The 25,539-nt window shown below is 30.4% G+C and carries 25 protein-coding genes, 1 pseudogene and 2 other annotated features; of the genes and pseudogenes, 21 read left to right on the top strand and 5 right to left on the bottom strand.

What is annotated here, in order from left to right:
* Positions 1-144 precede the first annotated feature (144 nt).
* Positions 145-1,680, bottom strand: coding sequence for a beta-propeller fold lactonase family protein (locus CCE28_RS17255; RefSeq protein ID WP_095134974.1), 1,536 nt, complete (start codon positions 1,678-1,680; stop codon positions 145-147).
* A gap of 233 nt (positions 1,681-1,913) precedes the next feature.
* Here CCE28_RS17255 and CCE28_RS17250 point away from each other — a divergent pair, with 233 nt between their 5' ends.
* The 5 genes from CCE28_RS17250 (at position 1,914) to CCE28_RS17230 (ending at position 7,012) form a co-directional block, all read left to right on the top strand.
* The gene (locus CCE28_RS17250; protein WP_095134973.1) at positions 1,914-3,074 is read left to right on the top strand and encodes a leucine-rich repeat domain-containing protein; all 1,161 of its coding nucleotides are present in this window, start codon (positions 1,914-1,916) and stop codon (positions 3,072-3,074) included.
* Positions 3,075-3,088: 14 nt separating this feature from the next.
* Positions 3,089-4,192: a leucine-rich repeat domain-containing protein gene (locus tag CCE28_RS17245; RefSeq protein WP_095134972.1), complete on the top strand. Its 1,104-nt coding sequence runs from the start codon at positions 3,089-3,091 to the stop codon at positions 4,190-4,192.
* A gap of 537 nt (positions 4,193-4,729) precedes the next feature.
* A complete protein-coding gene (locus tag CCE28_RS17240; protein ID WP_095134971.1) occupies positions 4,730-5,113 on the top strand; it encodes a GntR family transcriptional regulator in 384 nt (127 codons plus the stop codon).
* Complete coding sequence (locus CCE28_RS17235; RefSeq protein WP_095134970.1) at positions 5,113-6,006, top strand: ABC transporter ATP-binding protein; 894 nt, start codon at positions 5,113-5,115, stop codon at positions 6,004-6,006. The genes CCE28_RS17240 and CCE28_RS17235 overlap by 1 nt, the downstream gene beginning before the upstream one ends.
* Positions 5,984-7,012 (top strand): ABC transporter permease subunit, encoded by a 1,029-nt coding sequence (locus CCE28_RS17230; RefSeq protein ID WP_095134969.1) that lies wholly within the window; start codon positions 5,984-5,986, stop codon positions 7,010-7,012. Before CCE28_RS17235 ends, CCE28_RS17230 begins: the two co-directional genes overlap by 23 nt.
* Before the next feature lie 48 nt (positions 7,013-7,060).
* On the opposite strand, the gene CCE28_RS17225 is transcribed toward CCE28_RS17230, so the two are convergent.
* On the bottom strand, positions 7,061-8,281 hold the full coding sequence (locus CCE28_RS17225) for a sensor histidine kinase (RefSeq protein WP_095134968.1): 1,221 nt from the start codon (positions 8,279-8,281) through the stop codon (positions 7,061-7,063).
* A gap of 150 nt (positions 8,282-8,431) precedes the next feature.
* Positions 8,432-8,698, top strand: a binding site (T-box leader).
* Positions 8,699-8,826: 128 nt separating this feature from the next.
* Between CCE28_RS17225 and CCE28_RS17220 the strand changes: the two genes are divergently transcribed.
* Positions 8,827-9,342 carry a tryptophan transporter gene (locus CCE28_RS17220; protein WP_095134967.1) on the top strand — a complete coding sequence of 172 codons (516 nt, stop codon included), beginning with the start codon at positions 8,827-8,829 and terminating at the stop codon, positions 9,340-9,342.
* 79 nt (positions 9,343-9,421) lie between these two features.
* Here the strand turns inward: CCE28_RS17220 and CCE28_RS17215 are convergent, their stop codons facing one another.
* Positions 9,422-9,580: a DUF1540 domain-containing protein gene (locus tag CCE28_RS17215; protein WP_095134966.1), complete on the bottom strand. Its 159-nt coding sequence runs from the start codon at positions 9,578-9,580 to the stop codon at positions 9,422-9,424.
* Between the two features lie 170 nt (positions 9,581-9,750).
* Positions 9,751-9,987: a binding site (T-box leader), on the top strand.
* A gap of 23 nt (positions 9,988-10,010) precedes the next feature.
* Here CCE28_RS17215 and CCE28_RS17210 point away from each other — a divergent pair.
* From CCE28_RS17210 to CCE28_RS17165, 10 genes are all read left to right on the top strand, one after another.
* Complete coding sequence (locus CCE28_RS17210) at positions 10,011-10,328, top strand: hypothetical protein (protein ID WP_095134965.1); 318 nt, start codon at positions 10,011-10,013, stop codon at positions 10,326-10,328.
* A complete protein-coding gene (metG, locus tag CCE28_RS17205; RefSeq protein WP_095134964.1) occupies positions 10,321-12,264 on the top strand; it encodes a methionine--tRNA ligase in 1,944 nt (647 codons plus the stop codon). Before CCE28_RS17210 ends, metG begins: the two co-directional genes overlap by 8 nt.
* 13 nt (positions 12,265-12,277) lie before the next feature.
* On the top strand, positions 12,278-13,045 hold the full coding sequence (locus CCE28_RS17200) for a TatD family hydrolase (protein ID WP_095134963.1): 768 nt from the start codon (positions 12,278-12,280) through the stop codon (positions 13,043-13,045).
* A 450-nt stretch (positions 13,046-13,495) separates the two neighbouring features.
* The gene (locus tag CCE28_RS17195) at positions 13,496-14,359 is read left to right on the top strand and encodes a response regulator (RefSeq protein ID WP_095134962.1); all 864 of its coding nucleotides are present in this window, start codon (positions 13,496-13,498) and stop codon (positions 14,357-14,359) included.
* Complete coding sequence (locus CCE28_RS17190) at positions 14,350-14,811, top strand: chemotaxis protein CheX (RefSeq protein ID WP_095134961.1); 462 nt, start codon at positions 14,350-14,352, stop codon at positions 14,809-14,811. Before CCE28_RS17195 ends, CCE28_RS17190 begins: the two co-directional genes overlap by 10 nt.
* A 257-nt stretch (positions 14,812-15,068) precedes the next feature.
* Positions 15,069-15,818: a class I SAM-dependent methyltransferase gene (locus CCE28_RS17185; protein ID WP_176461894.1), complete on the top strand. Its 750-nt coding sequence runs from the start codon at positions 15,069-15,071 to the stop codon at positions 15,816-15,818.
* A gap of 715 nt (positions 15,819-16,533) precedes the next feature.
* Positions 16,534-17,328: a transporter substrate-binding domain-containing protein gene (locus CCE28_RS17180; RefSeq protein WP_278277587.1), complete on the top strand. Its 795-nt coding sequence runs from the start codon at positions 16,534-16,536 to the stop codon at positions 17,326-17,328.
* 15 nt (positions 17,329-17,343) lie between these two features.
* Positions 17,344-18,546: an argininosuccinate synthase gene (locus CCE28_RS17175; RefSeq protein ID WP_095134958.1), complete on the top strand. Its 1,203-nt coding sequence runs from the start codon at positions 17,344-17,346 to the stop codon at positions 18,544-18,546.
* A gap of 1 nt (position 18,547) precedes the next feature.
* Positions 18,548-19,870, top strand: coding sequence for an argininosuccinate lyase (argH, locus tag CCE28_RS17170; protein ID WP_095134957.1), 1,323 nt, complete (start codon positions 18,548-18,550; stop codon positions 19,868-19,870).
* 194 nt (positions 19,871-20,064) lie between these two features.
* On the top strand, positions 20,065-20,244 hold the full coding sequence (locus tag CCE28_RS17165) for a hypothetical protein (protein WP_095134956.1): 180 nt from the start codon (positions 20,065-20,067) through the stop codon (positions 20,242-20,244).
* Between the two features lie 142 nt (positions 20,245-20,386).
* On the opposite strand, the pseudogene CCE28_RS23040 reads toward CCE28_RS17165, so the two are convergent.
* Positions 20,387-20,476: pseudogene (locus tag CCE28_RS23040) on the bottom strand (HAMP domain-containing protein); the annotation flags it as partial.
* A gap of 136 nt (positions 20,477-20,612) precedes the next feature.
* Positions 20,613-20,777, bottom strand: a complete 165-nt coding sequence (locus CCE28_RS22470; RefSeq protein ID WP_207652921.1) for a hypothetical protein — start codon at positions 20,775-20,777, stop codon at positions 20,613-20,615.
* 437 nt (positions 20,778-21,214) lie between these two features.
* Between CCE28_RS22470 and CCE28_RS17160 the strand changes: the two genes are divergently transcribed.
* The 5 genes from CCE28_RS17160 (at position 21,215) to rsmA (ending at position 25,270) form a co-directional block, all read left to right on the top strand.
* Positions 21,215-22,225 carry a 3D domain-containing protein gene (locus CCE28_RS17160; RefSeq protein ID WP_095134955.1) on the top strand — a complete coding sequence of 337 codons (1,011 nt, stop codon included), beginning with the start codon at positions 21,215-21,217 and terminating at the stop codon, positions 22,223-22,225.
* Between the two features lie 268 nt (positions 22,226-22,493).
* Positions 22,494-23,150, top strand: a complete 657-nt coding sequence (locus CCE28_RS17155) for a Crp/Fnr family transcriptional regulator (RefSeq protein WP_242973008.1) — start codon at positions 22,494-22,496, stop codon at positions 23,148-23,150.
* A gap of 103 nt (positions 23,151-23,253) precedes the next feature.
* Complete coding sequence (locus CCE28_RS17150; RefSeq protein ID WP_095134953.1) at positions 23,254-23,493, top strand: MTH865 family protein; 240 nt, start codon at positions 23,254-23,256, stop codon at positions 23,491-23,493.
* Positions 23,494-23,861: 368 nt separating this feature from the next.
* Positions 23,862-24,407, top strand: a complete 546-nt coding sequence (gene rnmV / locus CCE28_RS17145; protein ID WP_095134992.1) for a ribonuclease M5 — start codon at positions 23,862-23,864, stop codon at positions 24,405-24,407.
* A 5-nt stretch (positions 24,408-24,412) separates the two neighbouring features.
* Entirely contained in the window at positions 24,413-25,270 is an 858-nt protein-coding gene (gene rsmA, locus CCE28_RS17140; RefSeq protein ID WP_095134952.1) for a 16S rRNA (adenine(1518)-N(6)/adenine(1519)-N(6))-dimethyltransferase RsmA, read from the top strand.
* Positions 25,271-25,539: the final 269 nt, after the last annotated feature.

Below are 25,539 nucleotides of genomic sequence, written 5' to 3'. Positions count from 1 at the left end.
GTCATAGCATCTCTATGGATATGAGAGATTGTATTTAAATAGAGTTAGGATTTCCTAACTCTATTTTTGTGCTTTGAAATAAGAAATTATAGGAGGTAAGAACTGTGAAACATGGATTTATAATAATATGGATAAGGAGAATGACTACTCATCCATATTATTGTTAATTTCAGATTCAGTAATTGGGGTTATGGCTATTGCAATAGGAGCAACTCCAACAGTGATATTAGTAACTGAGTCATCTGATACATTTATCTTTGATACATTATTTGAACATAAATTAGTAACATAAACAAATTGCCCATCTGGAGTTATTCCTATTGCACGAGGATGGATTCCAACAGTTATATTAGTAACTGAGTTATCTGATACATTTATCTTTGATACATTATTTGAACAGAAATTAGCAACATAAACAAATTGTCCATCTGGAGTTATTCCTATTCCACGAGGATTACGTCCAACATCTATAGTAGCAACCACAGAGTTATCTGATACCTGTATCTTTGATACATTATTTGAACCACTATTAGCAACATAAGCAAATTGCCCATCTGGAGTTAGGGCTATTGCAGAAGGACCTTCTCCAACATTTATATTGACAACAGGTTTTTCTGATACTATTATTTTTGATACATTATTTGAAGTACTATTAACAGCATAAGCAAATTTACCATCTGGAGTTATTCCTATGGCAAATGGATTTTCTCCAACAGTTATAGTAGCAACTGAGTCATTTGATACTTGTATCTTTGATACATTATTAGAACCACTATTAGCAACATAGGCAAATTGTCCATCTGGCGTTATTTCTATGGCAAAGGGAATAGTCCCAACACCTATAGTATCAACTACAGAGTCATCTGATATCCTTATCTTTGATACATTACTTGAACCACCATTAAGCACATAAGCAAATCGACCATTTGGAGTTATGGCTATTGCACCAGGCTGAGTTCCAACATTTATGGTAGTCACTGAATCATCTGACACTTTTATCTTCGATACATTATTGGAGCCCTCATTAGCAACATAAGCAAATCGTCCATTTGGAGTTATGGCTATTCCTTCAGGATAAGTTCCAACAGCTATAGTAGCAACTACAGAGTCATCTGATACATTTATCTTTGATACATTATTTGATCCAAAATTAGAAACATAAGCAAATTTACCATTTGGAGTTATGGCTATTGCAAAAGGTCGATTTCCAACAGTTATGGTAGTTACTGAATTATCTGATACATTTATCTTTGATATAGTATTTGTACCCTCATTAGCAACATAAGCAAATTTTCCATCTGGAGTAATTGTTATTGCACCAGGCTGAGTTCCAACAGTTATGGTAGCATCTACATTATTAGTTGATACATTTATCTTTGATACATTATTTGAAAATAAATTAGCAGCATAAGCAAATTTTCCGTCAGGAGTTATGGCTATTGCAATAGGACCAGCCCCAACAGTTATATCAGTAACTGAGTTATCTGATACATTTATCTTTGATACCTTAGTTGCATCACTATTAGCAACATAAGCAAATTTTCCATCTGGGGTTATTGCTATTGCAAGAGGACTTTTTCCAACGTCTATAGTAGCAACTACAGGGTTATCTGATACTTTTATTTTTGATACATTATTTGATTCAAAATTAGCCACATATACAAAAGAATTGTCTATCATTATCTATCTCCTTTCTAGGTCAAAGAAAAATTATATAATCATAAAGTATTAATTTTTATGTGTCCTATTACAGTCTATTTATCAATACATTAAAATGGGATAAGAAAAGCGGAAACAAGTGTGGAAAAATTATCAAAGGAAAGCAGAAATGAATTAATAAAAATTTTAAATATAAAGTTCTCAATTCTTTTTGGTATATACATAATTTGGTAAAATGGAATGGGGTGATAGATATGAATAATAAGAAATTAATCATAGTCATTATAATATCAATGATTATAGGAATGGGGTTTAGTTTACATGAATCCAATAGTTTGTTCATGTCAAAGGACAGATACTTTAAAGATAGAGGATTAGAAAAGGCAGTGCGAAATGCATTGTATAATAAAAAAGATAGGTTATCAGAAAGAGATTTAGGAAATGTAGTTAAACTAAAAATAGATAAAAATACGAGAGTAAGAGATATAAGTGAAATAAGCAAATTAAAGAATTTAACTAGTTTATATATATATGATCAATATAATATGAAAAACATAGAAGCTATTTGGGAATTAAAAGAATTAAGAAAACTTAATTTTGATAGCACATTAGTGCCTAGTGAATATTTGAAGGGTGTGAGTAATTTAACTAAATTGGAAAAATTGGAATTATATGAAGTAGGCTCGATAAATGATATTAGCTTCTTAAAAGGGTTACATTCTCTATGGAGCATAACAATGAACAATGTACATGTGAAAGACTTAGAAAATCTAAGAGATTTAAAAAAACTATATGATCTTAGTATATGGGATAGTAAAATTGAGTCTACTAAGGGAATTTCAAATTTGAAATCTTTGAAATATATTTATATGTCTCATACCGAGATAGTGGATTTAGAAGGAATAAATGGACTAGAAAAATTGAAAGATTTTACTATGAATAGATGTGAAGTTGAAAATATAGAGAAATTTAATAATCCTACGTTAAAAGAGATAGAAATAGAAAAAACAGATTTAAAAAATATTGATTTTATTGAAGGATGCACTAATTTAAATGAACTAGAAATAAGTGAGTGTAGTATAAAAGGTATTAATGCTCTTAATAGTTTGACTAATTTACATAAAGTAAAATTAAATAATAACAAGATAAAAGATATAAATCCTATTAAAAATTTAAAAGAGATTCAATTACTAAATTTGAAAAACAATGAAATAGAAGATATAACTCCATTAGAAGGATTAGAAAAACTATATAAACTAGATTTATCTAATAACAAGATAAAATATATAAAACCAATTACTAAAATACCTAAACTAGTGTATGTGAACTATAATGGAAATGAATTACTAGATAAAGATAAGGTAGACTTGAAAAAATATAAGCCCTATGTGGAAAGAGGTATATTGGGGTTCTAGAGGAGTTAGTATATATGAAAAACACTAAAAAATTATATTTAATAATTATTATATCTATGATTATGGGTATATTCTATAGCTGTTATGAAGCTAATATATTGCCTAAGGCCTTTAAAAGGACTTTTAAAGATAGGGGATTGGAAAAGGCAGTGTGCAGAAGTCTAGGGAAAAAAGCGGGCACATTAACTGAAGATGACTTAAAAAAGGTATATGAACTAAGGACTTATAGTAATGATAAGATTAAAAACTTAGAAGGCATAGATTTATTATGTAATTTAAGAAAATTAAGATTGAGAACTGCACCTATAGTAAAAAATATAGAACTAATTGGAGAGCTAAAAGACTTACAGAATTTAAGGATAGGAACGTGGAGCAGTGAATTACAAATAGATGATATTTCCTTCATAGAAGAATTGGATAAATTGAGAAGTTTTGAAATATATAGCGCTCATATAGAATCTAATGATTTAAGCCCTATTAGTAAATTGACTAATTTAACAATGTTAGAGTTGAGATTGGAAAATGAAATTACTAGTCTTGAGTTTTTAACTAATTCAAATGATTTATATATGGTTCGATTAGGAAATTTGAAAGTGAAAGATTTAAAGGGATTAAATAATGTAGAAAACCTACATATAGAGGATAGTGAGATAGAGGATTTGAGGCAGCTTAATAACATAGGTGGTTTAATGAGCTTGACTATAGAAGGTGCAAAAATAAATAATATTAATGAATTTTATATAAAGCCATCCCTGGAGAGAATTGAAATTACTAAAACTAATATAGATAATGTGGATTTTTTAAAAGATTGCACTACCTTAAAAGAAGTTAAGTTATATGAAAACAAAATAAAAGACATAAAGGGGTTAAGAAACCTAGAAAATTTAGAGAAACTTGATTTAAGAAAAAATAATATAGAAGATATAAGTGATCTGGAAAATTTAAAGAATTTATACAAACTAGATATATCTCTTAACAAAATAAAATATGTAGGACCTGTAACTAAAATAGATAAATTAATTTATTTAAATACAATGGGAAATGATTTTATAGATAAGGATAAAGTGGATTTAAATGTGTATAAGGTATATAGAGAATCTAGTTTATTCACACCATAAGTAAAGATTTTTCATTTATGTCTAAAAAAACACATGAACTTAACATTTTCAACACATTTGGTTGTTAGAATAAATTTAGATAAAAGAAAGACATAAAGGGAGAAGGAATTATGGAAGGATTATTATATGCATTGCTCATGGTAATGTGGTATTTACTAGATAATGATAGGGAAAAGAAAAATAGGTATGAATGGAATTATATGGAAGAACTTGCTGAATAAAACCACCCCAACAGAATAAATTCTGTTGTAAAATATATAGAGATGTGACTAAGAAATTCCCACTTAGTCACATCTTTTCATTTAAGGACAGTAATTGAAGCCTTAGGTCAATATGTAAAATGGGATGAAGAAATTAAAAGTGTATTAATAAGAAATAGGCAAATAGATGGAATAACTAGTGTTAGTAGAGAAAAACAATAAATTTTAAAAATTTGTTGTTTTTTTATTGACATGAAAAATCAAAAATAGTATTATGGGAGTGTATTAAGTGTACTATGTTAAATAGTACACTTGATACAGAACTGGAGGTGATGGTTTGTTCAATATAAACCCAAGAAGTAGTACACCTATTTATACACAAATAGTAGATGAAGTAAAAGAGTCCATATTAAAGGGTATATTAGAACCAGGAGATAAAATGCCATCTGTTAGGGAGCTAGCAAAGATGATGACTATAAATCCAAACACTATACAAAAGGCATATAAAGAATTAGAAAGACAGATGGTAATAGAAAAGATAAGGGGAAAGGGGACTTTCGTATCTACAGACTATAAGGGAAAGAGAGATGAAAGTAGAATGAAGTTAGTAAAAGAGAGCTTTAAAAAGGGTTTAATCGAGTTGAAGTATATGGGTATTAAAGAAGAGGAAACTATGGCAATAATAAAAGAATTAATTAGAGAAATAAAGGGGGATGAATAATGTTACGAGTTCATAACCTTACTAAATACTTAGGAGAAGAAAAAATATTAGATGAAGTGAATTTAACGGTGAAAAAGGGATCAATATATGGTTTAGTTGGACCTAATGGAGCAGGAAAGAGTACTCTCATAAAAAATATAGTTGGTATATACAATCCAGAGGAAGGTAATGTGTATATAGAAGGAAATACGGTAAGTGACCCACAAGTTAGAGACGGCCTTGCTTATGTACCTGATTATCAAAATTTTTATCCCAATTTCAAAGTGAAAGACATGGTAGATTTTTATAGAAATACCTATTCTAATTGGGATGAAGAAAAATTTAATAAATTAAGGGAAATGTTTAATCTAGACATGAATAAAAAGATCAGAAAACTTTCTAAAGGGCAAAAAACTCAATTGTCTATTCATCTTAATTTATCAATAAATCCCAAATTGCTAATTATGGATGAACCTACTAGTGGATTAGATCCGGTCATTAGAAAGGAAGTACTAAATCTAATAGTAAATGAAGCAGCTAATAATGATTGTACTGTGTTAGTATCTACCCATAATTTAGGAGAATTAGAGCAAATTTGTGACACTATAGGTTTTATAAACAAGGGAAAAGTAAATTTAGAAACGGATTTAGAAGATTTAAAAGAAAATATTAAGAAGGTTCAAGTGGCCTTTAAAAATAAATTACCAGAACCTATAGAAAATGATTCGAACATACTTAAAATAGAAAAACTAGGAAGAGTATATTACATTGTAGTGAAAGAAAATATAGATGACTTTATTAAAAAATTACAGGTATATGATCCTATTTTAGTAGAGACCATGGATATGTCTTTAGAAGAAATATTTATATATAAGATGGCAGGTGAAGGCTATGAATTTAAAAAAATTATATAATAAAACCCTAGTAAAAAAAGATATGAAACTAGTAATGTGGTTAATAGTAATTGCTACAGTAGTACTATTTATTGATTTGCCCATGAGAAATATTTCTTATTTAGGTGATTTAAAATATGCATCAGAAGGAATGAATACTTCTAATATGTGGGAAATAAAAAGGGCTGTAAATAGGGAGTCTTTTTTACAGATATTTATGAATGTAGTATTGGCATTATCCCTAGGAGCTATTTTAATAGGAGAAGAAAAGAGAAAGAAAACATTAGATATACTTTGGCATATGCCCTATTCAAAGGCACAGATATATTTTAATAAAATATTGGTAGGCTTAATAAGTATTATAACACCATTTCTTATTAACAGTTTAATTATGATACTCATGAGTATTGGTATTAAAGAAATAGGTGCCATATATACTCCTGACGTCATGATAGAAACTTTAGGGTTAAATATTTATATAACTATACTGATTTTTATGTTTAGTGTATTAATTGGAAGCGTTTCTGGAAATAGCATAAGTCAATCTGTTATAACACCTATATTTATGGCATTACCCCTTGGTTTATTAGTATTAGTATTTGGGAATTTAGATGCTTGGGGATTTGGAATTGGTATGCCCCTTGAAGATAGCCCTATAGGTATATTTGCCCAATATACTTCTATGGTCATGTATTTACTCCCATTTGATGCATATGATACTCTGCCTGGGGATGTAACGACTAGATTAATTTGTGCAGGTGTCTATATTATAGGCTTTGGTACCATTGCATATAAGTGTTTTAAGAATACTAATATGGATAGAAATGGTGAAGTTTTAGCATTTAAATCTTTAGATAGAGTATTATTATATGGAGTTACCATTTGTTCCATGTTGTTATTAGGTCTATTGCTTGATGCCATGCTAACCTTTGGAAAATTAGGGATGATAACAGGATATGCAGTAGGAGCATGTAGTGGATATAAACTTACTGATCACTTTATAAATGTTAGTGGAGCAAAAAATTAATAAATAAAAGCCTAAGATTTTTAAATCTTAGGCTTTTTTATATATAAACTATTCATATATATCAGCAAGGCTTGCGCATATTTTGTCCATACTAGGTATGTAATCAGGGTAGTCAAAATTTTCATGGTTAGAATCAATGGAAAGTTTCACTATGAAAGTAGACCCATGATTCACTTTGCTTTTTACATATACATGTCCATCTAGCAAATCTACTAAAGACTTAACTAGGGAAAGACCTAATCCACTACCTTCGTGGTACCTATTTAGAAGAGGATTTATCTGGCTAAATTTCTCAAAAATTATTTCATGCTTGTCCTTTGGTATACCTTTGCCGTTATCTTTTACAAATATAAATATATTGTCTTTACGGCAATAGAGCTTTACTATGATAGTATCATCAGGACAGGTAAATTTAATTGCATTAGAAATTAAATTAATAATAATTTTTTCTAGGGCGTCCTTATCTATGGAAATAACTTTTTCTTCTAAATTAGTAGTGAATATAAATTGTCGATTTAATTTTTCAATTGAAGGAAGCATGGTAGTACAAATTTTTTCTATGGCTTCAACTATATTTAGACTTTCTTTTTTTAGTGTCAATTCTCCCAAACTAATTTTAAAAGTATCTAAAAGATTATCTATGGTCTTAGATAATCTATAACAATTTTTTTTCAGAACATTTAAAGTCTTATGGTGAATCTCAGAATTTGAACCTTGATTTTCGTTAGAGTACATCTCTAAGAGCTGAACAGAACTAAATAATAAATTTAGAGGTGTTTTTAACTCATGGGAAATATTCGAAAAAAGTTCAGATTGAATTTTATCGTAATTACGTATTTTATCTATATACATTTTATAAGTATCATCTTTAGTGTTAGTTAAATCTTCTATTCGCAAAACCACATACTCTTGATCATGGAGGGTGACTAGTGAAGTGCTAAATCTCAGTATTGGTTTTACTAGTTTATTATCAAAAACTAAATCTGGTGAAATATGTAAATCGCATATGGGAATTCTATATTTGAAAGTATCCGTTACAATTTTTCTAATCTCACATATGTTGCATGCCAAATTATGGCCACAAGTACCTTTTATAGAGGTATACATGCAGTTAAATACTTCTCCACCATTTTTTCCAATAGGGTTTTCAGAATGAAAAATACGGATTGCTGTATCGTTTACATCAATAACTTTTAAATCTTCATTGACAATTATTAATCCAATGGGAATGTTATCAAATATATTACATAAAAGATCTTTATTATTCATTATATCCCCCCTTTAGTAATATTCTACTATAGAGGTTGTGTCAAAAAATGTAATAATGCATCGACTTAAAATATAAACTTGACATATAAATTAACTATAGGTATAATGTCCTATAAGAAATGGATACAAAAAGTGAATCTTTTCATTAATTATAAAACTGTGATTGAGAGAAGTACATTTTCTTTTTAGATTTCAGAGAGTGAACGGTAGGTGGAAGTTCATATTTAAGGGAATTTGGAATGGGCTCATGAGTGGGAACTGAAATTATTGTTAGAGTAGGTAACCCGGGTTCTCCCGTTATAGAGATCGGATATCAGGAAAGTTATTTTCTCGTATCTTAAAGAGATGTCTATTTTTATACCTAAAAATAGATAAATGAGGTGGCACCGCGATAATAGATAATTATTCGCCCTCTATATGTTTACGCATATGGAGGGCTTTTTTTATTGCATAAAAGGAGGTGATTAGGATGCCATGAACAAGTGACGAAATTCACTGGATAATAAAAAATAAAAATTTAGAAAAAATAAAAGGAGAGATTAGAAATGGATTTAAGAAAAAATATATTAACGGCATTACTAATTGCCATAGGATTTATACTACATCAAGTTATACCAGGAATATTAGGAGCAATGAAATTTGATATTATGCTTAGTGTAATATTTGTATGTTTGCTAGTAAATACTAATATGAAAAATATATTAATGACGGCTTTACTAGGTGGTTTTATAACGGCCATGACAACTACTTTCCCTGGAGGGCAAATACCAAATATAATAGATAAGATTATTACTTGTTTAGTAATATATATGATTATAAAGGGAATGGAAAAATATAAAAAAAATATAATATTTGTTGGATTTATAGGTTTGGTAGGAACGATTATAAGTGGAACAGTATTTTTATACTCAGCTAGCTTAATAGTAGGTCTTCCAGCATCATTTAAAGTATTATTTTTAGGAGTAGTATTACCCACATCATTTTTTAACACCATAGCTACTGTAATTGTATATAATGCTGTAAAGGTAGCCCTTAAACATTCTAGAATAGAGATGGCATAAGAAGGGCATATGACAAAGGGCTTATATCCTTTGCCATATGCTTTTTTGAGAAATGAAAACATTTAAAATGTTAGGGGAATTAAGATTTTACGAAACTACCACAATCAGTACACTCAACAGTGTCAGCCTTTTGAGTATGTTTTACTACATCAATGTGATCTAAAGTACATAGATTTTTACTACCAGCATGATATTTACATTCAGTTACATTACACCCTATACTTGAATTTGTATGCATTAACTCACCTCCCTACACAAATAGTATGTACATGGAAGTGAAAGTTCATGTATAGTAATATTTAAAAAATCTTGACAATAAATACATATTTTTATAAATTAATATATATAATATAAATTAATAAAAAGTAATATGTTCTTTAAGTAAAAAATTAAATAATATATTAAACTAAAAAGGTAATGATGGAAAGAGTAAATTTGGGAATTTGTTAAAGAGAACCAGGTAAGGTGAGAGCTGGTACAAAAAACCATTTTGAAGATGGCTCCTAAACTGCATGACTGAAATCATAGTAGGTTATGACGGTAGCAACCGTTATATTGCAAAGTGATCATGTCACTTATTGAGTTTATTGTTGTGAAGCAATGAAAAATTAGGGTGGTAACGCGAAACCAAACCTCGTCCCTACACATGTAGGCACGAGGTTTTTTTAGTGGGATTTTTTGGAAAGGTGATGGATTTGAAATTTGCCCAAGGAATAGGTAGTCTATTAAGATTCATTTATGGATATCTACGAGGATATATATTTGTGTCGATCATATATTTGACTGTGGCGCTCACAATAATATTACTAGATCCTTATGAATTTAACTTAATCATTGTAGAGTACATAAAAACCCCTGATTATAACAAATTAAATATTACTTGGGGTGGATACATTTTTATGTCATTATTTGGTTTTTATGAAGTTAAAAAACTAGAGAAAAGAATAAAAAGAAAGAAGAAAAAGAGGAGGAAGGCACATGGCTAAGAAGGAAACTTTTTATATTACTACGCCAATTTATTATCCAAGTTCAAATCTGCATATAGGTCACACTTATACTACTGTAGCAGCAGATGCTATGGCTAGATTTAAGAGACTTACAGGATATGATGTAATGTTTTTAACTGGTACAGATGAACATGGACAAAAAATAGAGACTAAGGCGAAGGAAAAGGGTGTTACACCAAAGGAATACGTAGATGAAATCGTTGGTGGAATTAAGGAACTATGGAATACTATGGAGATTTCCTATGATCACTTTATAAGAACTACAGACGACTATCATGAAAGACGCGTTCAAGAAATATTTAAAAAGCTTTATGATAAAGGTGAAATCTACAAGGGTGAATATGAAGGATTATATTGCACACCATGTGAATCCTTCTGGACAGAAGCTCAACTAGTAGATGGAAATTGTCCTGATTGTGCACGTAAGGTAGAAGAAGCTAAGGAAGAAGCATATTTCTTCAAGCTTTCTAAATATGGAGATAGACTTCTTAAGCTATTTGAGGAACATCCAGAGTTCTTAGAGCCTGCTTCAAGAAAAAATGAAATGATTAACAACTTCATAAAGCCAGGACTTGAAGACTTATGTATTTCAAGAACTAGCTTTGATTGGGGTATTCCTGTGCCAATCGATGAAAAGCACGTTATATACGTATGGTTAGATGCTTTATCTAACTATATTACAGCCCTAGGCTATCCAGATGCAAAAGAGGCTTGTGACAAGTATTGGCCAGCAGATGTACAGTTAGTAGGTAAGGAAATAGTGAGATTCCATACTATTATTTGGCCAGCAATGCTAATGGCCCTAGATTTACCACTTCCTAAAAAAGTATTTGGACATGGATGGATATTACTTGAAGGTGGAAAAATGTCTAAGTCGAAAGGAAATGTAGTAGATCCAGTTATATTGACTGATAAATATGGAGTAGATGCTCTTAAGTACTTCTTACTTAGAGAATATTCCTTTGGTCAAGATGGAGTATTCACTAATGAAGTATTATTAAATAGAATTAATTCAGATCTTGCAAATGATTTAGGAAACTTAGTAAGTAGAACTGTTGCCATGATTGAAAAGTATAATGGTGGAATAGTTCCAGAGTCTAAGGTTTCTACAGAGTTTGACGAAGATTTAAAGAAGATTGCTACAAGTGCTGCTAATCTAGTAGAAGAAAAAATGGATAATCTAGATTACTCAAATGCATTAGAAGAAATATGGAAAATAGTAAGAAGAAGTAATAAATACATTGATGAAACTACTCCATGGATATTAGCTAAGGATGAAGCTAACAAGGAAACATTAGACAATGTATTATATAATTTAGCAGATGCAATTAGAATAGTTTCAGTTCTAATATTACCATTTATGCATACTACATCTAAGAATATTTGGAAACAACTAGGTATAGAAGAAGGTCAAGGAACTACTTGGGAAGATGCCCATGAATTTGGAAAACTGACCGTAGGAATTAAAGTTGAAAAGGGAGCAGCATTATTCCCAAGAATAGACATAAAGAAGGAGCTAGAAGCATTGGAAAAATTAAACAAAGTTGAAGAACCTAAGAAAGAAGAGCCTAAAAAAGAAGAAGTTAAAGAAGAAAAAGCACCTATTACTATAGATGACTTTGCCAAGCTTGATTTAAAAGTAGGTAAAGTAGTAGAGTGTAAAAAGCACCCTAAGGCAGATAGACTATTAGTTTCTCAAGTAAAAATAGGAGAAGAAGTACGTCAAATCGTATCTGGAATAGCTAAGTACTACACTCCAGAGGAAATGGTAGGAAAGCAAGTTATTGTTGTAACTAACTTAAAGCCTATTAAACTAAGAGGAGAAGAGTCTAAAGGTATGATATTAGCTGCAGATAAAGGTGAATTATTAACATTAGTAACAGCGGACATTGAAGATGGAGCTAATGTAGGTTAAAGGGAGGCACACTATGTTATTTGACTCACATGCCCATTTAAATGACTCTAGATTTGATAAAGATAGGGATCAGATAATAAAAAGAGCTAAGGAAGAAGGCGTAAAATATATATTAAATCCAGGAGCAGATTTTGCTTCATCTGTGGCATCAATAAACTTGGCTGAAAAGTATGATATGATTTATGCAGCTGTGGGAGTTCATCCCCATGATGCTAAGGATATGGATGAAACTACTATTACACTACTAAAGGGTCTTAGCAAAAAGAAAAAGGTAGTAGCTATTGGAGAAATTGGCCTTGATTATCACTATGATTTTTCTCCAAGGGATGTACAAAAAAAATGGTTCATAGAACAGATTAGACTAGCTAAAGAAGTGAATCTACCCATAATAATTCACGACAGAGAAGCTAATCAAGACGTAATGGATATACTAAAGGCAGAAAATGCCTTTGAAACAGGTGTACTTCTTCATTGTTATTCAGGAAGTGTAGAACTAGCTAAACAATATGTTAAACTTGGGGCCTACATTTCCATAGCAGGACCAGTAACTTTTAAAAATGCAAGAAAAACTGTGGAAGTAGTAGAACAAATTCCACTAGAATATTTAATGATAGAAACAGACTCACCATACCTAACACCAATGCCATATAGAGGGAAGAGAAATGAATCCTCCTACGTTCAATACGTGGCAGACAAGATAGCTCAAATAAAGGGCATATCTTATGAACAGGTGGCAGAGCAGACTTGTGAAAATGCAAAGAAGTTCTTTGGAATAAAGTAGGAAACACCCTCTTATGAGGGTGTTTTTTACGTTATAGGAAATTATAAAATTTTAGAATTATGGATAAGTAAAAAAATAAGGGGTTGTAGGGGAAGAATTCCCCTGCCTCTTTAAAGGAGGGTGATCAGCAACTTCAGTTGCGTCGAAGGGAACCATAGGGTTCCATAGCGAAGCATACGGAGTATGCTTTTTTTACAAAGATTCATACGATTCTACAAATTTCGTTGACATGAATATATATATAATTTACAATTTAATTAGGATAAAGAACATAGTAAAAAATTAAATAAATAGTAGAAAGCAGCTAAAGACAATCATCTGATATTATATGAGCCTTAACTGCTCTACAATAGAAGATAGTTATATTTTTTGTTTATTTTCTATTGTGGAGCAGTTTTATTATTTATAAAGAACATTTTTTAAAATTTAATGACTTATGGAGGTAGCATTGTGGAAAAAATAAAAATTGTGATTGTGGATGATTCTTTTTTTTCAATAAGTATACTTAAAGATATGTTAGAGGAAAAAGGATTTGAAGTGGTAGGAGAAGCAAGTTCTTTGCAAGAAACTATAGAGGTTGTGAAAGAAAAAAAACCAGATTTAGTTACTATGGACATGACAATTCCTGGAACGGATGGTTTGGAATGTACAAGAGCAATTCATAAAATAGATGCTAACATAAAAGTGGTTATTGTAAGTTCTATGAAAGATGATGAAATTGTTAAAAGGGCAAAGGAAAATAAAGTGGCAGGATATGTTCAAAAACCAGTAGATCCAGATGAGATTACTACTGCAATAAAACGTGCAATGGCTGGTAAAAATGTACTTTTAGAGTTAAATGAAATATACTTTCACGTATTTAAAGAAAGCTTTTCTAATAATTTAAACCGAGTGGCAAAAACTATCCCTACATATGATGAAGAAATTCAATCAAATGCTACAGAAAATTCTAGAGGAATTTCTGTTGTTATAGGTATTATCGGAAAATGCTCTGGAAGAATGATTCTTGACTTGTCAAAAGAAACGGCTAAAAAGTTAGCAGAAGCTGCTTTGAAAAGAGAAGTAAAAAGTATAGATGAATGCTTAGCTGTAGCTAGTGAATTTGCAAATATCATTGCTGGAAATGCTTGTTCTATATTGAATCGAAAGAATGAAGTTCTTGGTCTGCGTGTAGCACCTCCTACAATATTTCATGGAGAGTCCTTGAAGATATCAAAATCCATGCTAAAAACCACTTCTGTGATAGGTAAGACTTCTTTTGGAGATATGTATTTAAATGTAGGATTCAAGAGAGGTGATGAAGAATGGATGTAAAATTAATCAATCCATTTGTTGAAGCATTTTTGGTTGTAATGCCGCAGATTGGATTTAGTGACATAAAAAAAGGAGAACTCAGTTTAAAGGAGAAAAATATTAAAATTGATGGTGTAATGATTAATCTAGGCATGGTAGGAGATGTTAAAGGAAATGTGATCTATGGTATGACCATAGAGAATGCAAAAGCAATTGCTTCAAAAATGATGATGGGTATGCCCGTTGAAACATTAGATGACATGGCACAAAGTGCACTTTCTGAACTTTCTAATATGCTTACTGCAAATGCTAGTATTAACTTTGAGAATATGAAAATAAATACAAATATATCAACTCCCACATTGATGTATGGGAAAGATATTAATATAAAAGTTAATGTGGACAAAGTTTTATGTGTTGAAGTATTGGCTGACAATATTCCTATTGAGATTAATATTGCTTTTAATAGTTAAAAACAAATAATAAATATTCATTTAAAGATGATTTCTACTATAGTAAAAATCATCTTTTTTAAAATTTGTCTATTTTTGTTGTATACATTTAATTGATTTCATATAATTTTCATTATAAAATTTAATTGGTATTGAGATGGATTATCGATATCAATTAAATCGGGTAGGTGATTTTTATGCATACATCAAGTGAAAAATCAATATTTGAATTAGGTGGTATTCAGCAAACTATGTTTTTACCTCTATGGGGGCGTTTTATGGAAAGCCAGAAAAGTGATCCTCTATTATATGACCCAAAAGCCATTGAGATTATAGGTCAACTTAATTATGATTTTTCTACGTTCGAGAAAAAACTTAGTGAATATAATGCCATATCTTGGGTTGTTAGGGCAAAAACTATGGATATAGCTGTACAAAATTTTATTGAAAAACATCCAAAAGCTACTATCGTAAATATTGGTGCAGGTTTAGATACTACTTTTGAAAGAATAGATAACGGACAAATTATGTGGTATGACCTTGATCTTCCTGATTCAATAGAATTCAGAAAGAAGTTCATCTCAGAGACAAAACGTAGAAAGTATATTTCAAAATCAGTATTTGATTATAGTTGGTTTAATGACATAACTTCTATACATGATAACGTACTTTTTCTTGCGGCAGGTGTATTAATGTTTTTTGAAGAACAAGAATTACGTCAATTATTTTGTAAACTTGCATCAAAGTTTTCTAATGGAGAGTTTTTCTTTGATACTTTATCTAGAGAAGGATTAAAATATGCAAATGATATGATGCGTAATGCTGGTATGAAAGAGAATTTACTATCTTGGGGAGTTGATTCAGCTAAAGAAGTATCCAAATGGGATGATAAAATAGAAGTTATAGATGAATTTTCATATTATAAACATACGCCTAGAAAAGCTTCATGGAATCCCACAGTAATTTCAACGATGGATTTATGTGATGAAAATAAAGGAGCAAACTTTTATCATCTAAAATTTATATAGCAGTACGGAGAGCATTACTGTAAAATTGGTTAAACCTATCAGTTAGCTTATTTGGGCGTGGGAATGTTTGAAACCATAACAAATATAAAGTAGGAAAAGAAACAAAACTGAAAGTATTAACATTTTATCACCTTCTTTATCTATCGATCATTAATTTAATCCATGTTATAACCATATTTTAGATTTATCAACAGAATATTATTACATGGAAATAATCTAGTAGTTATAAAATAATTAATTCTTATTTAATAATATTTAAGAAAGAGTTAATAGTTAAAATCTTTATTTTCATGTATAATTTTAATATGGGAATAAACTAAGAAAATTGAAAGAAGGGGATTTAAAAATGATTAAGAGAGCTATGATAGGAAGTATATATATTGTAATGTCAATGACAGTTGTGGTTACATCAATTAAATTTGTATCAATAGTACAGACTTGGTAATGAGGTTATGATTATAAATTTAAAAATATTTAGAACTACACATAAAAAAGGGCTATCTCTTATCTAGAAAATATTTTCTGTTTTGAGATAGTCTTTTTTATTTAACTTCTTGCATTTGCAAGGAGTTTTTTTATTGCAGAAAAATATGGTTAATAATTGACTGAAAATAAAAACAAAAAACATATTGACACCTATAAAAATGTGTAATATAATTCATACAAGTTAATAAATATACATTGATATGAATAAAAATACAAAGGGAGGATGAATATGAAAAAGATATTATTGGTTTTATTAGGATTAATATTAGTTATGAGTATGGTTGCATGTGGAAATGAAGAGGTACAGTCTAAGGTAGATTCTATTAAGAGCCAAGGAAAGATCGTTATTGGAACTAGTGCTGCTTATCCACCTTATGAATTTCACAAGGATATAAACGGTAAAGACACTATAGTAGGATTTGACATAGATATAGCTAATGAAATTGCTAAAGAGTTAGGGGTAGAAGTTGAGATTAAAGATATGGCATTTGACGGATTATTAGCAGCTTTAAATGGAGAAAAGATTGATATTATCATAGCTGGGATGACTCCAACAGAAGAAAGAAAAAAGAGTGTAGATTTTTCTAAGGTATATTATCAAGCTAAGCAAGCCGTAGTTATATTAGATGAAAATAGTAGTGAAATAAATAGTTTAGATAAGTTAAAGGGTATTAAATTAGGAGTACAAAAGGGAACAGTACAAGAAGAGTTAGCTAAAGAATATGGAGATGAAAAGAATATAAAAGGATTAACTAAGCTTTCTAATATAATGTTAGATTTACTTGAGAAAAAGGTAGATGCAGTAATAGTAGAAAGTCCTGTGGCAAAATCTTATGTGAATAAATATGAAGAATTAATCATATCAGATGTGAAGATTGAAACTAATGATAATGGCTCTGCCATAGCAGTTAAAAAGGGAAATGAGGATTTAGTACAGGTAATAGATACTGTATTAGATGAATTAATTAAAGAAAATAAAATTGAAGAATTTGTTGCTAAAAATAGCCAACTGGCTGAGGAATAGAAGGGGGATTTTAAAATGAAAGAAAAGGTAGTATTAGCTTATTCAGGGGGATTAGATACATCTATCATAGTACCTTGGTTAAAGGAAAATTATGATCTAGATATTATAGCTGCTTGTGTTAATGTGGGTCAAGAGGATGACATGAAGGAAGTTAAAGAGAAGGCCTTAGCTTCAGGAGCTGTAAATATTTACATTGAAAATGTTCAAGAGGAATTTGTAGCTGATTATGTATTCACAGCTTTAAAGGCTAATGCTGTGTATGAAGATAAATACTTATTGGGAACTTCAATTGCAAGACCACTTATAGCTAAAAAATTAGTTGAGATAGCCCATAAGGAAGGGGCAAAGTATATAGCTCACGGATGTACTGGTAAGGGAAATGATCAGGTTAGATTTGAAACTACTATAGCGGCCATAGATCCTAGTATAAAGATAATAGCTCCTTGGAGAGAGTGGGATATTAAATCTAGAGAAGATGCTATAGATTATGCAAATGAAATGGGCATAGAAGTACCAGTTACTAAGGAAAAAATCTATTCTAGAGATCAAAACTTACTTCATATAAGCCATGAAGGTGGAGATATAGAAGATGTGAAAAATGAACATAAAGCAGATATATTATATATGATGACAAAAACACTAGAAGAAGCTAGTGATGAACCAACTTATGTTACTATTCATTTTGAAAAGGGCATTCCTACAAAGGTAGATGGAGAAGAACTATCTCCTGTAGAAATCTTAAGTAAATTAAATGAAATAGGTGGAGACAATGGAGTTGGAGTAGTAGATTTACTAGAAAACAGATTAGTAGGTATGAAATCAAGAGGTATATATGAAACTCCTGGTGGAAGCGTTCTTATGTTTGCTCATAAGGAATTAGAGCATTTAGTATTAGATAAAATGACTTATCAATATAAGCAAATGATAGGGCTTAAGTATGCAGAACTTGTGTACAACGGAGTTTGGTTTAGTACTTTAAAGGAAAGTTTAGATGCATTTATTGATAAAACTCAAGAAAATGTAACTGGATGGGTGAAGTTAAAGCTTTATAAGGGAAATATAATTCCAGCAGGTATGGATTCTAAATACAAACTTTATAACCAAGAAATATCATCCTTTGGCCATAGTGATCTTTATGATCAAAGTGATGCAGGTGGGTTCATAAACTTATTCAATCTTCCATTTAAAATTAAGGCCATGATGGATAAGGACCTGTAAAATGAAACTTTGGGGAGGACGATTTAAGGAGGAAGTGGACTATTTAATGAACCAATTTAATAGTTCACTACCCTTTGACAAAAGATTATTTCCTCATGACATAAAAGCTAGTATAGCTCATGTGACCATGTTATGTGAAGTAGACATACTATCTAATGAGGAAAAAGACAAAATAGTTTATGGCCTAAAAGAGATAAAAGAAGAAGTAGATAATGGAGAGTTGAAGATAGAGGGAGATTATGAAGATATTCACTCCTTTATAGAATTAAACCTTATAGAGAAAATAGGACCCGTTGGAAAAAAAGTTCATACGGCTAGAAGTAGAAACGACCAAGTGGCAGTAGCCATGAAGTTATTTGCAAAAGAAGAAACTATTAACTTAATAGAAAGACTAAATAATTTAAAGGATGCTTTAAAGATCTTTGGAGATGAAAACAATATTATAATGGCAGGATATACTCATCTTCAAAGGGCTCAAACGGTCACTTTAAAATATCATATGATGGCATACTTTGAAATGTTTAAAAGGGATATAAAACGCCTTGAAAATAGCGTGGATATTTTAAATGAGAGCCCACTAGGTTGTTGTGCCTTAGCTGGAACCACCTATAGTATTGATAGGGACTTTACTGCACGTAATTTGGGATTTAACAAGAAAGTAGATAATTTCCTAGATGGTATTAGTGATAGGGATTATATAATAGAGCTAATAAGTGCTTTTTCCATAATAATGATGCATCTTAGCAGATTAAGTGAAGAAATTATTATGTGGTCTTCCCAAGAATTTAAGTTTATTACTTTAGATGACAAATATTCTACAGGTAGTAGCATAATGCCTCAGAAGAAAAATCCAGATGGAGCAGAACTAATAAGAGGAAAAACTGGTAGAGTATATGGATCACTCATGAGTATATTAACTACTATGAAGGCCCTCCCATTAGCTTATAATAAGGATATGCAGGAGGATAAGGAGCAATTCTTTGATGCACTAGACACCGTATCTAATTGCGTAGTTATTATGACTAGTATGATAAAAACAATGAAAGTAAATGAAAAGAACATAAAAGATAGTGTTAAAATGGGATTTTTAAATGCTACAGAAGTGGCAGACTATCTAGTTAACAAGGGTATTAGTTTCAGAGATGCCCATGAAATTTCAGGAAATATAGTCCTATATTGTGAAGAAAAAAATATTCCAATAGAAAAATTATCCATAGGTGAATTTAAAAACTTTAACGTTAAATTTGAAGAAGATATATATGATTTTATAGATTATGAAGAATCTTTAAAAAAGGGAATAAAAAAGGAAATACTACAAGGCTAAATTTTTATTTAGCCTTGTAGTATTTTAAATTTGTATACAAATATGGTATAGTAAAAGAACCTGTATAGACACGAAAAAAAGATAAAAATTAGTAGATAGCCGTTTTTAGTGTTTTTTTGACAATGAACTTTTACATATTTTTTAATATACATATGCTAAGATGAAAAAAAGTGGACAGCTTAAGGGGGATAATAATGGATAATTTAAAAGTTGCTAATAAATGCGCATGCTGTAAAAGACAATGTAAAATGCATATTATAAATGGGGACGTGCAATATTGTCCAGATTATATTAATATAGAATCTAAAAAAGATTTATTTACATACAAAAGAAAAAGTAAATTTACTATAAGACATGAACTTGTAAAAGCTTAATTTAAATAATCATCGTCTTCTATTTTTCTGCCATTGGACAGAGGGATATTTAATATTCTGTCCTGATTTCTTTGTGCATATTTTACTGAAAATAAGAAACTGTACTTTAAAAAAGTACGGTTTTTTTTATTATATATTAAATCTAGATATTAAAAGATATTCCTAAAGACCCTATTTGATCCTTAGAAGAGACTTGTATAGTATGAGTAAGGTCTCCGTTACCTACTATATTTACTTGGTTATTTAACTAGTTAAGGGCCTTTGCTAATTGGTTATATAAAAAGAACGACATTATTTAATTCATAATAAATAATGTCGTTCTTTTTATATAACATTTCCTTCTGGTGGAATCCAATTATCTCAATCTATTAAAAAATATTTGAAAAATATGCAAAATACATGTCATAAATACGAGGGTCTCTTTCATATCCTTTAAAGTAGTCCCTTTTAAGGTTATCCATATTATTAGTTTTTTCAATAATGTCCTTTGTAGTTTCTAACATTTGAACTTTATTTTGTACCCAATTATCCAAATCCTCATTATATTTATTTACAGTGAGTTCTATTTTACTATTTATAGAATCTTATAAAATATTATCTACACAAGTGTAACCAAAATAAGATACTATGAATAGACTTAAATTTGTGATAATAATTAAACTTAACATCAATTTGTTTTTCACTTTTATTTTGTTCTTGTGACTCCTTTTTTCGCCTTTTGGAATATTATACACTGACAAAACGGTATTATGTTCCAAAAGGCGAAAAAAGGATTAAAAAGTCTATTTCCCGGGAAATATAAATTTTCATGAATAATATTACAAAAATATGTAAAGTATAAAAATCCATATGAAGTCAATAATAGGAAATGTATGAATAAAACATACAAAATTTAACTATTAAGCTTCTATGAGATAAAATACCATGTCTCCTGGAAATCCTTGGAGACAAATTAGAAGGAGGAAATTTTATGAATATTAAACATAAAAAAGCCAATAGACTTCTAGTACTAGTGTTCATATTAAGTATAGTGGCAGTTGGATATGCCAACTATGAAAAAGTAACTGTAGAGGATGGAAACAGAAAAATAGTAGTAAGTGGGTTCATGAACACAGTAGAAGATACCTTAGAAAAGGGAAAAATCAATTTGAATGCTTATGACAAAATATCAGCTCCATTAGATAGTAAATTATCTAAAAATATGAAGATTATTATTAACAGGGCTAAGCCAATAGACATAGTAATAGATAAAAAAGAAGAAGTTATAATGAGCGCTAACACAAAAGTTAGTGATATACTTATGGAACATGGGGTTGAAATTGGGCCAAATGACGAAGTAACACCCGCATTAGAGGGATCTATTGGAGAAGAGAAGGAAATAAAAATAGTTAAGATCCTAGAAAAATCATTAAAGGTAGAAGAAGAAATTGATTATAAGAGTATTATTAAATATAATGACGATATGGATAAGGGTAAAGTAAATTTAATAACTAAAGGTGAAAAGGGAAAAAAAGTAATAGAGTATAAAGTAGTATATAAAAATGGCGAAGAAATATTTAGAGAAATGTTAGCAGAAGAAGTTCTAGCGGAACCTAGGGATGAAGTGGTTGAAAAGGGAACTGTACAATATGTGGCCACATCAAGGGGCAACCAAAGGGTTAAAAAGGTCATAAAAATGACTGCTACAGCCTATGACTTAAGTTATGAAAGTTGTGGTAAAAATCCAGGAGATAAATATTATGGAATAACTCGTAGTGGAACAAAAGCTAGACCTGGGGTTGTGGCAGTGGATCCTAGAGTGATACCTTTAGGAAGTAAATTGTATGTAAAGGCATTAGATGGAACTAAAGATTATGGTTTTGCATCTGCTGAGGATACGGGTGGAGCCATAAAGGGAAATAAAATAGATTTATTCATTGCAGATTCTAAAGAAGTGTATAAATATGGAAGACGACCTGTAATGGTATATGTACTAGAGTAAAATATAAGGGACTGTCTCAGAATGATTTCTGAGATAGTCTCTTTATTCATGTTGGTTGGTCCTAGTTTTATAGAGTTCATGTGTATTAATCGAATTTTTTTCATCATAAGAACAAATTTTCCACACCTATCTGTACGTTGTATCCTGGCTTTAGTTGAGAATTTCCCATATGATATATTATATAGTAATAGAATGATTGCGTTTAAGCCAATTAATTATAAAATACATGGTAGAAAGGATTAAAATAATGACAAAAAAAATAAAATGTATGAAAGATCTAGATATATTCAGTTCTCTTGATGATTCAGAAAAGAATTTAGTAGCTCGTTTAGCTCGCCCAACATTTCTAAAAAAAGGACAGGCGGTATTTAGTGAAGGCATGCCCTGTGATAAGATCTATTTCATAAGAAAAGGACGGATATTATTATATAAAGTATCCGCCCAGGGTAAAGAAATATCATTAGATATACTGAAGCATGATGATATATTTGGTGAGAATACTATATTTGATGATTCCACACATACCTTTAATGCAAAGGCATTAGAAGATACTTTTGTATGTGTATGTTCAAGAAGTGATTTTATGGAGCTTTTAAAAAATCCACAGATTGCAATAAAAATGATGAAGCATCTAACTAATAAGTTAAATGGATATACAGAACAAATGGCTAATATAGCATTTAATGATGTTAAGGGTAGGATACTAAATATTATAAAGAAATTGGCTGAAAAGCATGGCAAGACCACTCAAAGAGGAATAAAAATCGATGTTATTTTAAGTCATCAAGATATGGCTAATTTAGTTAATGCATCTAGAGTAATGGTAACTAATATACTAAATACCTTAAAAAATGAGGGATTAATTGCTATTGAAAAAAGATACATATATATAACTGATAGCATCATATTGGAGAATGCAATTTAGGATATTAATTTTAAAGGTATTTTTGTAAAGTACTTTACAGATACATAGTATTATATAAAGTATACTAACTGTGTAAAGAAAAATACATGGGAGGTATAAGGATATGTCAGTACGTGAAATTATTAAAAAGCAAATTGTGGGAGCTTTAAAGGACGCACAGTTCCCTATCAATACACCAGAAGAATTGTTAGGAGCATTCCCTAATGGGGCAGAGACAACATGTAAAGCTGGAGATTTGAAAATAACAGCAGGTGAAGCTGGAAAATTACTAAATGCTAACCATTTTCCGTTTAAAAGTGCAGAGGACGTAGGCGAAACCATAGTAGAACTAGCAAAACTTTAACAAGACTATATATTAGATAGGTATAAAGAGGTTTTATTTGAATTAAAGATTATACTATTCATCTGTGATTCTGATTTGCTTAAACGACGGGGAAAAGGTGGAAAAGTAAGATGTATTTCCTGTAACCAGTGGAGTGGGCCAAAAGGAAGCAGGTGTATTCATAATAATTAAAGGAAATAATAGTTAGATATAAAAGACAGTTAGCCTAAAAGCTAACTGTCTTTATAAGTTAGGCATATTCAAAAAATAAATGAGCTATTTTACTAGTTTATTTTTTGAATATGCTTTAATTTACAATTAATCCTATACAAGGGAAAATACATATTGTAAAATTAGGAAAGAATAAATAAAAATGGAGGAAACAAATGATAATAAAAGAAGTCATTGTTGTAGAAGGCAGAGATGATGTATCAGCAGTGAAAAGAGCAGTAGATGCAGAAATCATAACTACCCATGGATTTGGTATTACGAAAAAGACTATAGATAGAATTAAATTTGCTCAAGAGAAAAAGGGAGTAATCATATTTACCGATCCTGATTTTGCAGGAGAGAAGATAAGAAAATATATAACTGATAGGGTAGATGGATGCAAACATGCTTTCCTACCTAGGGACGAAGCTACAAAAAAAGGTGACATAGGTATAGAAAATGCCACCCCTGAGAGTATAATAGCTGCCCTTGAAAAGGTGAGAAGTATCGTCCACGAAAAAAGAGAAGAATTTAAAAAGATAGACTTAATAAGAAATGATCTGGTAGGTTCGGATAAGGCTACTAAAATGAGGGATAGAATGGGAAAAGAATTAGGTATAGGATATGCCAATGGAAAGCAATTTTTACATAGATTAAATAATTATGGTATTACTAGAGAAGAATTTAACGTGGCACTAGAGAATGTGAAGAGGGAGTTGAAATAATAAGAATGGATAAATTAGTATCAGCTAAAAAGACCAAGGAGATAGTAAACAAGCACGGATTTAAATTTTCAAAGAGTTTAGGACAAAACTTTTTGATAGATGAAAATATACTATACAGTATAGTCCATGGATCAAACGTAACTAAGGAAGATACAGTAATAGAAGTAGGTCCTGGAATTGGAACACTGACTCAAGTATTATGTGAAGAAGCTAAAAGGGTCGTGGCCATAGAAATAGATAAGACATTAATCCCCATATTAGGAGAAACACTAGGAGATAAGGATAATATAGATATAGTTAATGAGGATGTATTAAAAGTTGATGTACACACCTTGTTACGAGATTTAAAGGTTGAAGGGTCTATTAAGTTAATAGCTAACTTACCCTACTATATTACTACACCTATTGTAATGAAGTTTCTAGAAGAAAAGGTACCTGTTAAAGGTATTACTGTAATGATTCAAAAGGAAGTTGCAGATAGAATGAGAGCCAGTGCTGGAACTAAAGAGTATGGAGCCTTATCTGTGGCAGTACAATATTATTGTGAGCCCCATATAATAACTAAAGTGCCAAGAAGTGTGTTCATTCCTCAACCTAAGGTAGAATCCACTGTTATAAACTTAGAAGTGTTAGAAAAACCTAGAGTCCAAGTAAGAGATGAGAAACTATTATTTAAAATAGTAAGAGCTGCCTTTGGTAAGAGAAGAAAAACCCTTTTAAATGCTTTATCTAATAGTGGGTTGAACTTTGAGAAGGATTTTATAAGGGAAGCCTTAGAAAGGGCTGAAATAGACCCTAAGAGAAGGGGAGAAACTTTATCCATAGATGAGTTTGCTAAATTAGCAGATGCTTTCATAATATAATCAATAAATGACGTGAAAAATTTTCACGTCATTTATTTTTTTACTTACTAGGAGATTATAAATTTTTCAAGATGTAGATAAGTAAAAAATTAAGGGGGTGTGGGGGAAGGATTCCCCTGCCTCTTTAAAGGAAGGTGTTCAGATTGCGTTAGCAATCGTCGAAGGGAACCATAGGGTTCCATAACGAATTATACGAAGTATAATTTTTTTTACTTAAATCTTATGATAAAAAAGGCACTATTTTTAAAAGACCACATATATTAATAGTA

Origin of the sequence: Anaeromicrobium sediminis (assembly GCF_002270055.1) — a bacterium.
Lineage (GTDB): Bacteria > Bacillota > Clostridia > Peptostreptococcales > Thermotaleaceae > Anaeromicrobium > Anaeromicrobium sediminis.
The sequence above is the reverse complement of the archived record's forward strand: the minus strand, read 5'-3'. Positions and strand labels throughout refer to the sequence as shown.

Excerpts from the sequence above, each read along its gene's own strand:
- CCE28_RS17190 (WP_095134961.1), top strand. The coding sequence starts at position 14,350 with ATGGATGTAAAATTAATCAATCCATTTGTTGAAGCATTTTTGGTTGTA.
- CCE28_RS17230 (WP_095134969.1), top strand. The coding sequence starts at position 5,984 with ATGAATTTAAAAAAATTATATAATAAAACCCTAGTAAAAAAAGATATG.
- CCE28_RS17215 (WP_095134966.1), bottom strand. The coding sequence starts at position 9,580 with ATGCATACAAATTCAAGTATAGGGTGTAATGTAACTGAATGTAAATAT.
- CCE28_RS17250 (WP_095134973.1), top strand. The coding sequence starts at position 1,914 with ATGAATAATAAGAAATTAATCATAGTCATTATAATATCAATGATTATA.
- CCE28_RS17245 (WP_095134972.1), top strand. The coding sequence starts at position 3,089 with ATGAAAAACACTAAAAAATTATATTTAATAATTATTATATCTATGATT.
- CCE28_RS17175 (WP_095134958.1), top strand. The coding sequence starts at position 17,344 with ATGAAAGAAAAGGTAGTATTAGCTTATTCAGGGGGATTAGATACATCT.
- CCE28_RS17150 (WP_095134953.1), top strand. The coding sequence starts at position 23,254 with ATGTCAGTACGTGAAATTATTAAAAAGCAAATTGTGGGAGCTTTAAAG.
- CCE28_RS17255 (WP_095134974.1), bottom strand. The coding sequence starts at position 1,680 with ATGATAGACAATTCTTTTGTATATGTGGCTAATTTTGAATCAAATAAT.
- CCE28_RS17220 (WP_095134967.1), top strand. The coding sequence starts at position 8,827 with ATGGATTTAAGAAAAAATATATTAACGGCATTACTAATTGCCATAGGA.
- CCE28_RS17155 (WP_242973008.1), top strand. The coding sequence starts at position 22,494 with ATGAAAGATCTAGATATATTCAGTTCTCTTGATGATTCAGAAAAGAAT.
- CCE28_RS17185 (WP_176461894.1), top strand. The coding sequence starts at position 15,069 with ATGGAAAGCCAGAAAAGTGATCCTCTATTATATGACCCAAAAGCCATT.
- argH (WP_095134957.1), top strand. The coding sequence starts at position 18,548 with ATGAAACTTTGGGGAGGACGATTTAAGGAGGAAGTGGACTATTTAATG.
- CCE28_RS17165 (WP_095134956.1), top strand. The coding sequence starts at position 20,065 with ATGGATAATTTAAAAGTTGCTAATAAATGCGCATGCTGTAAAAGACAA.
- CCE28_RS17225 (WP_095134968.1), bottom strand. The coding sequence starts at position 8,281 with ATGAATAATAAAGATCTTTTATGTAATATATTTGATAACATTCCCATT.
- metG (WP_095134964.1), top strand. The coding sequence starts at position 10,321 with ATGGCTAAGAAGGAAACTTTTTATATTACTACGCCAATTTATTATCCA.
- CCE28_RS17200 (WP_095134963.1), top strand. The coding sequence starts at position 12,278 with ATGTTATTTGACTCACATGCCCATTTAAATGACTCTAGATTTGATAAA.
- CCE28_RS17235 (WP_095134970.1), top strand. The coding sequence starts at position 5,113 with ATGTTACGAGTTCATAACCTTACTAAATACTTAGGAGAAGAAAAAATA.
- rsmA (WP_095134952.1), top strand. The coding sequence starts at position 24,413 with ATGGATAAATTAGTATCAGCTAAAAAGACCAAGGAGATAGTAAACAAG.
- CCE28_RS17160 (WP_095134955.1), top strand. The coding sequence starts at position 21,215 with ATGAATATTAAACATAAAAAAGCCAATAGACTTCTAGTACTAGTGTTC.
- CCE28_RS17180 (WP_278277587.1), top strand. The coding sequence starts at position 16,534 with ATGAAAAAGATATTATTGGTTTTATTAGGATTAATATTAGTTATGAGT.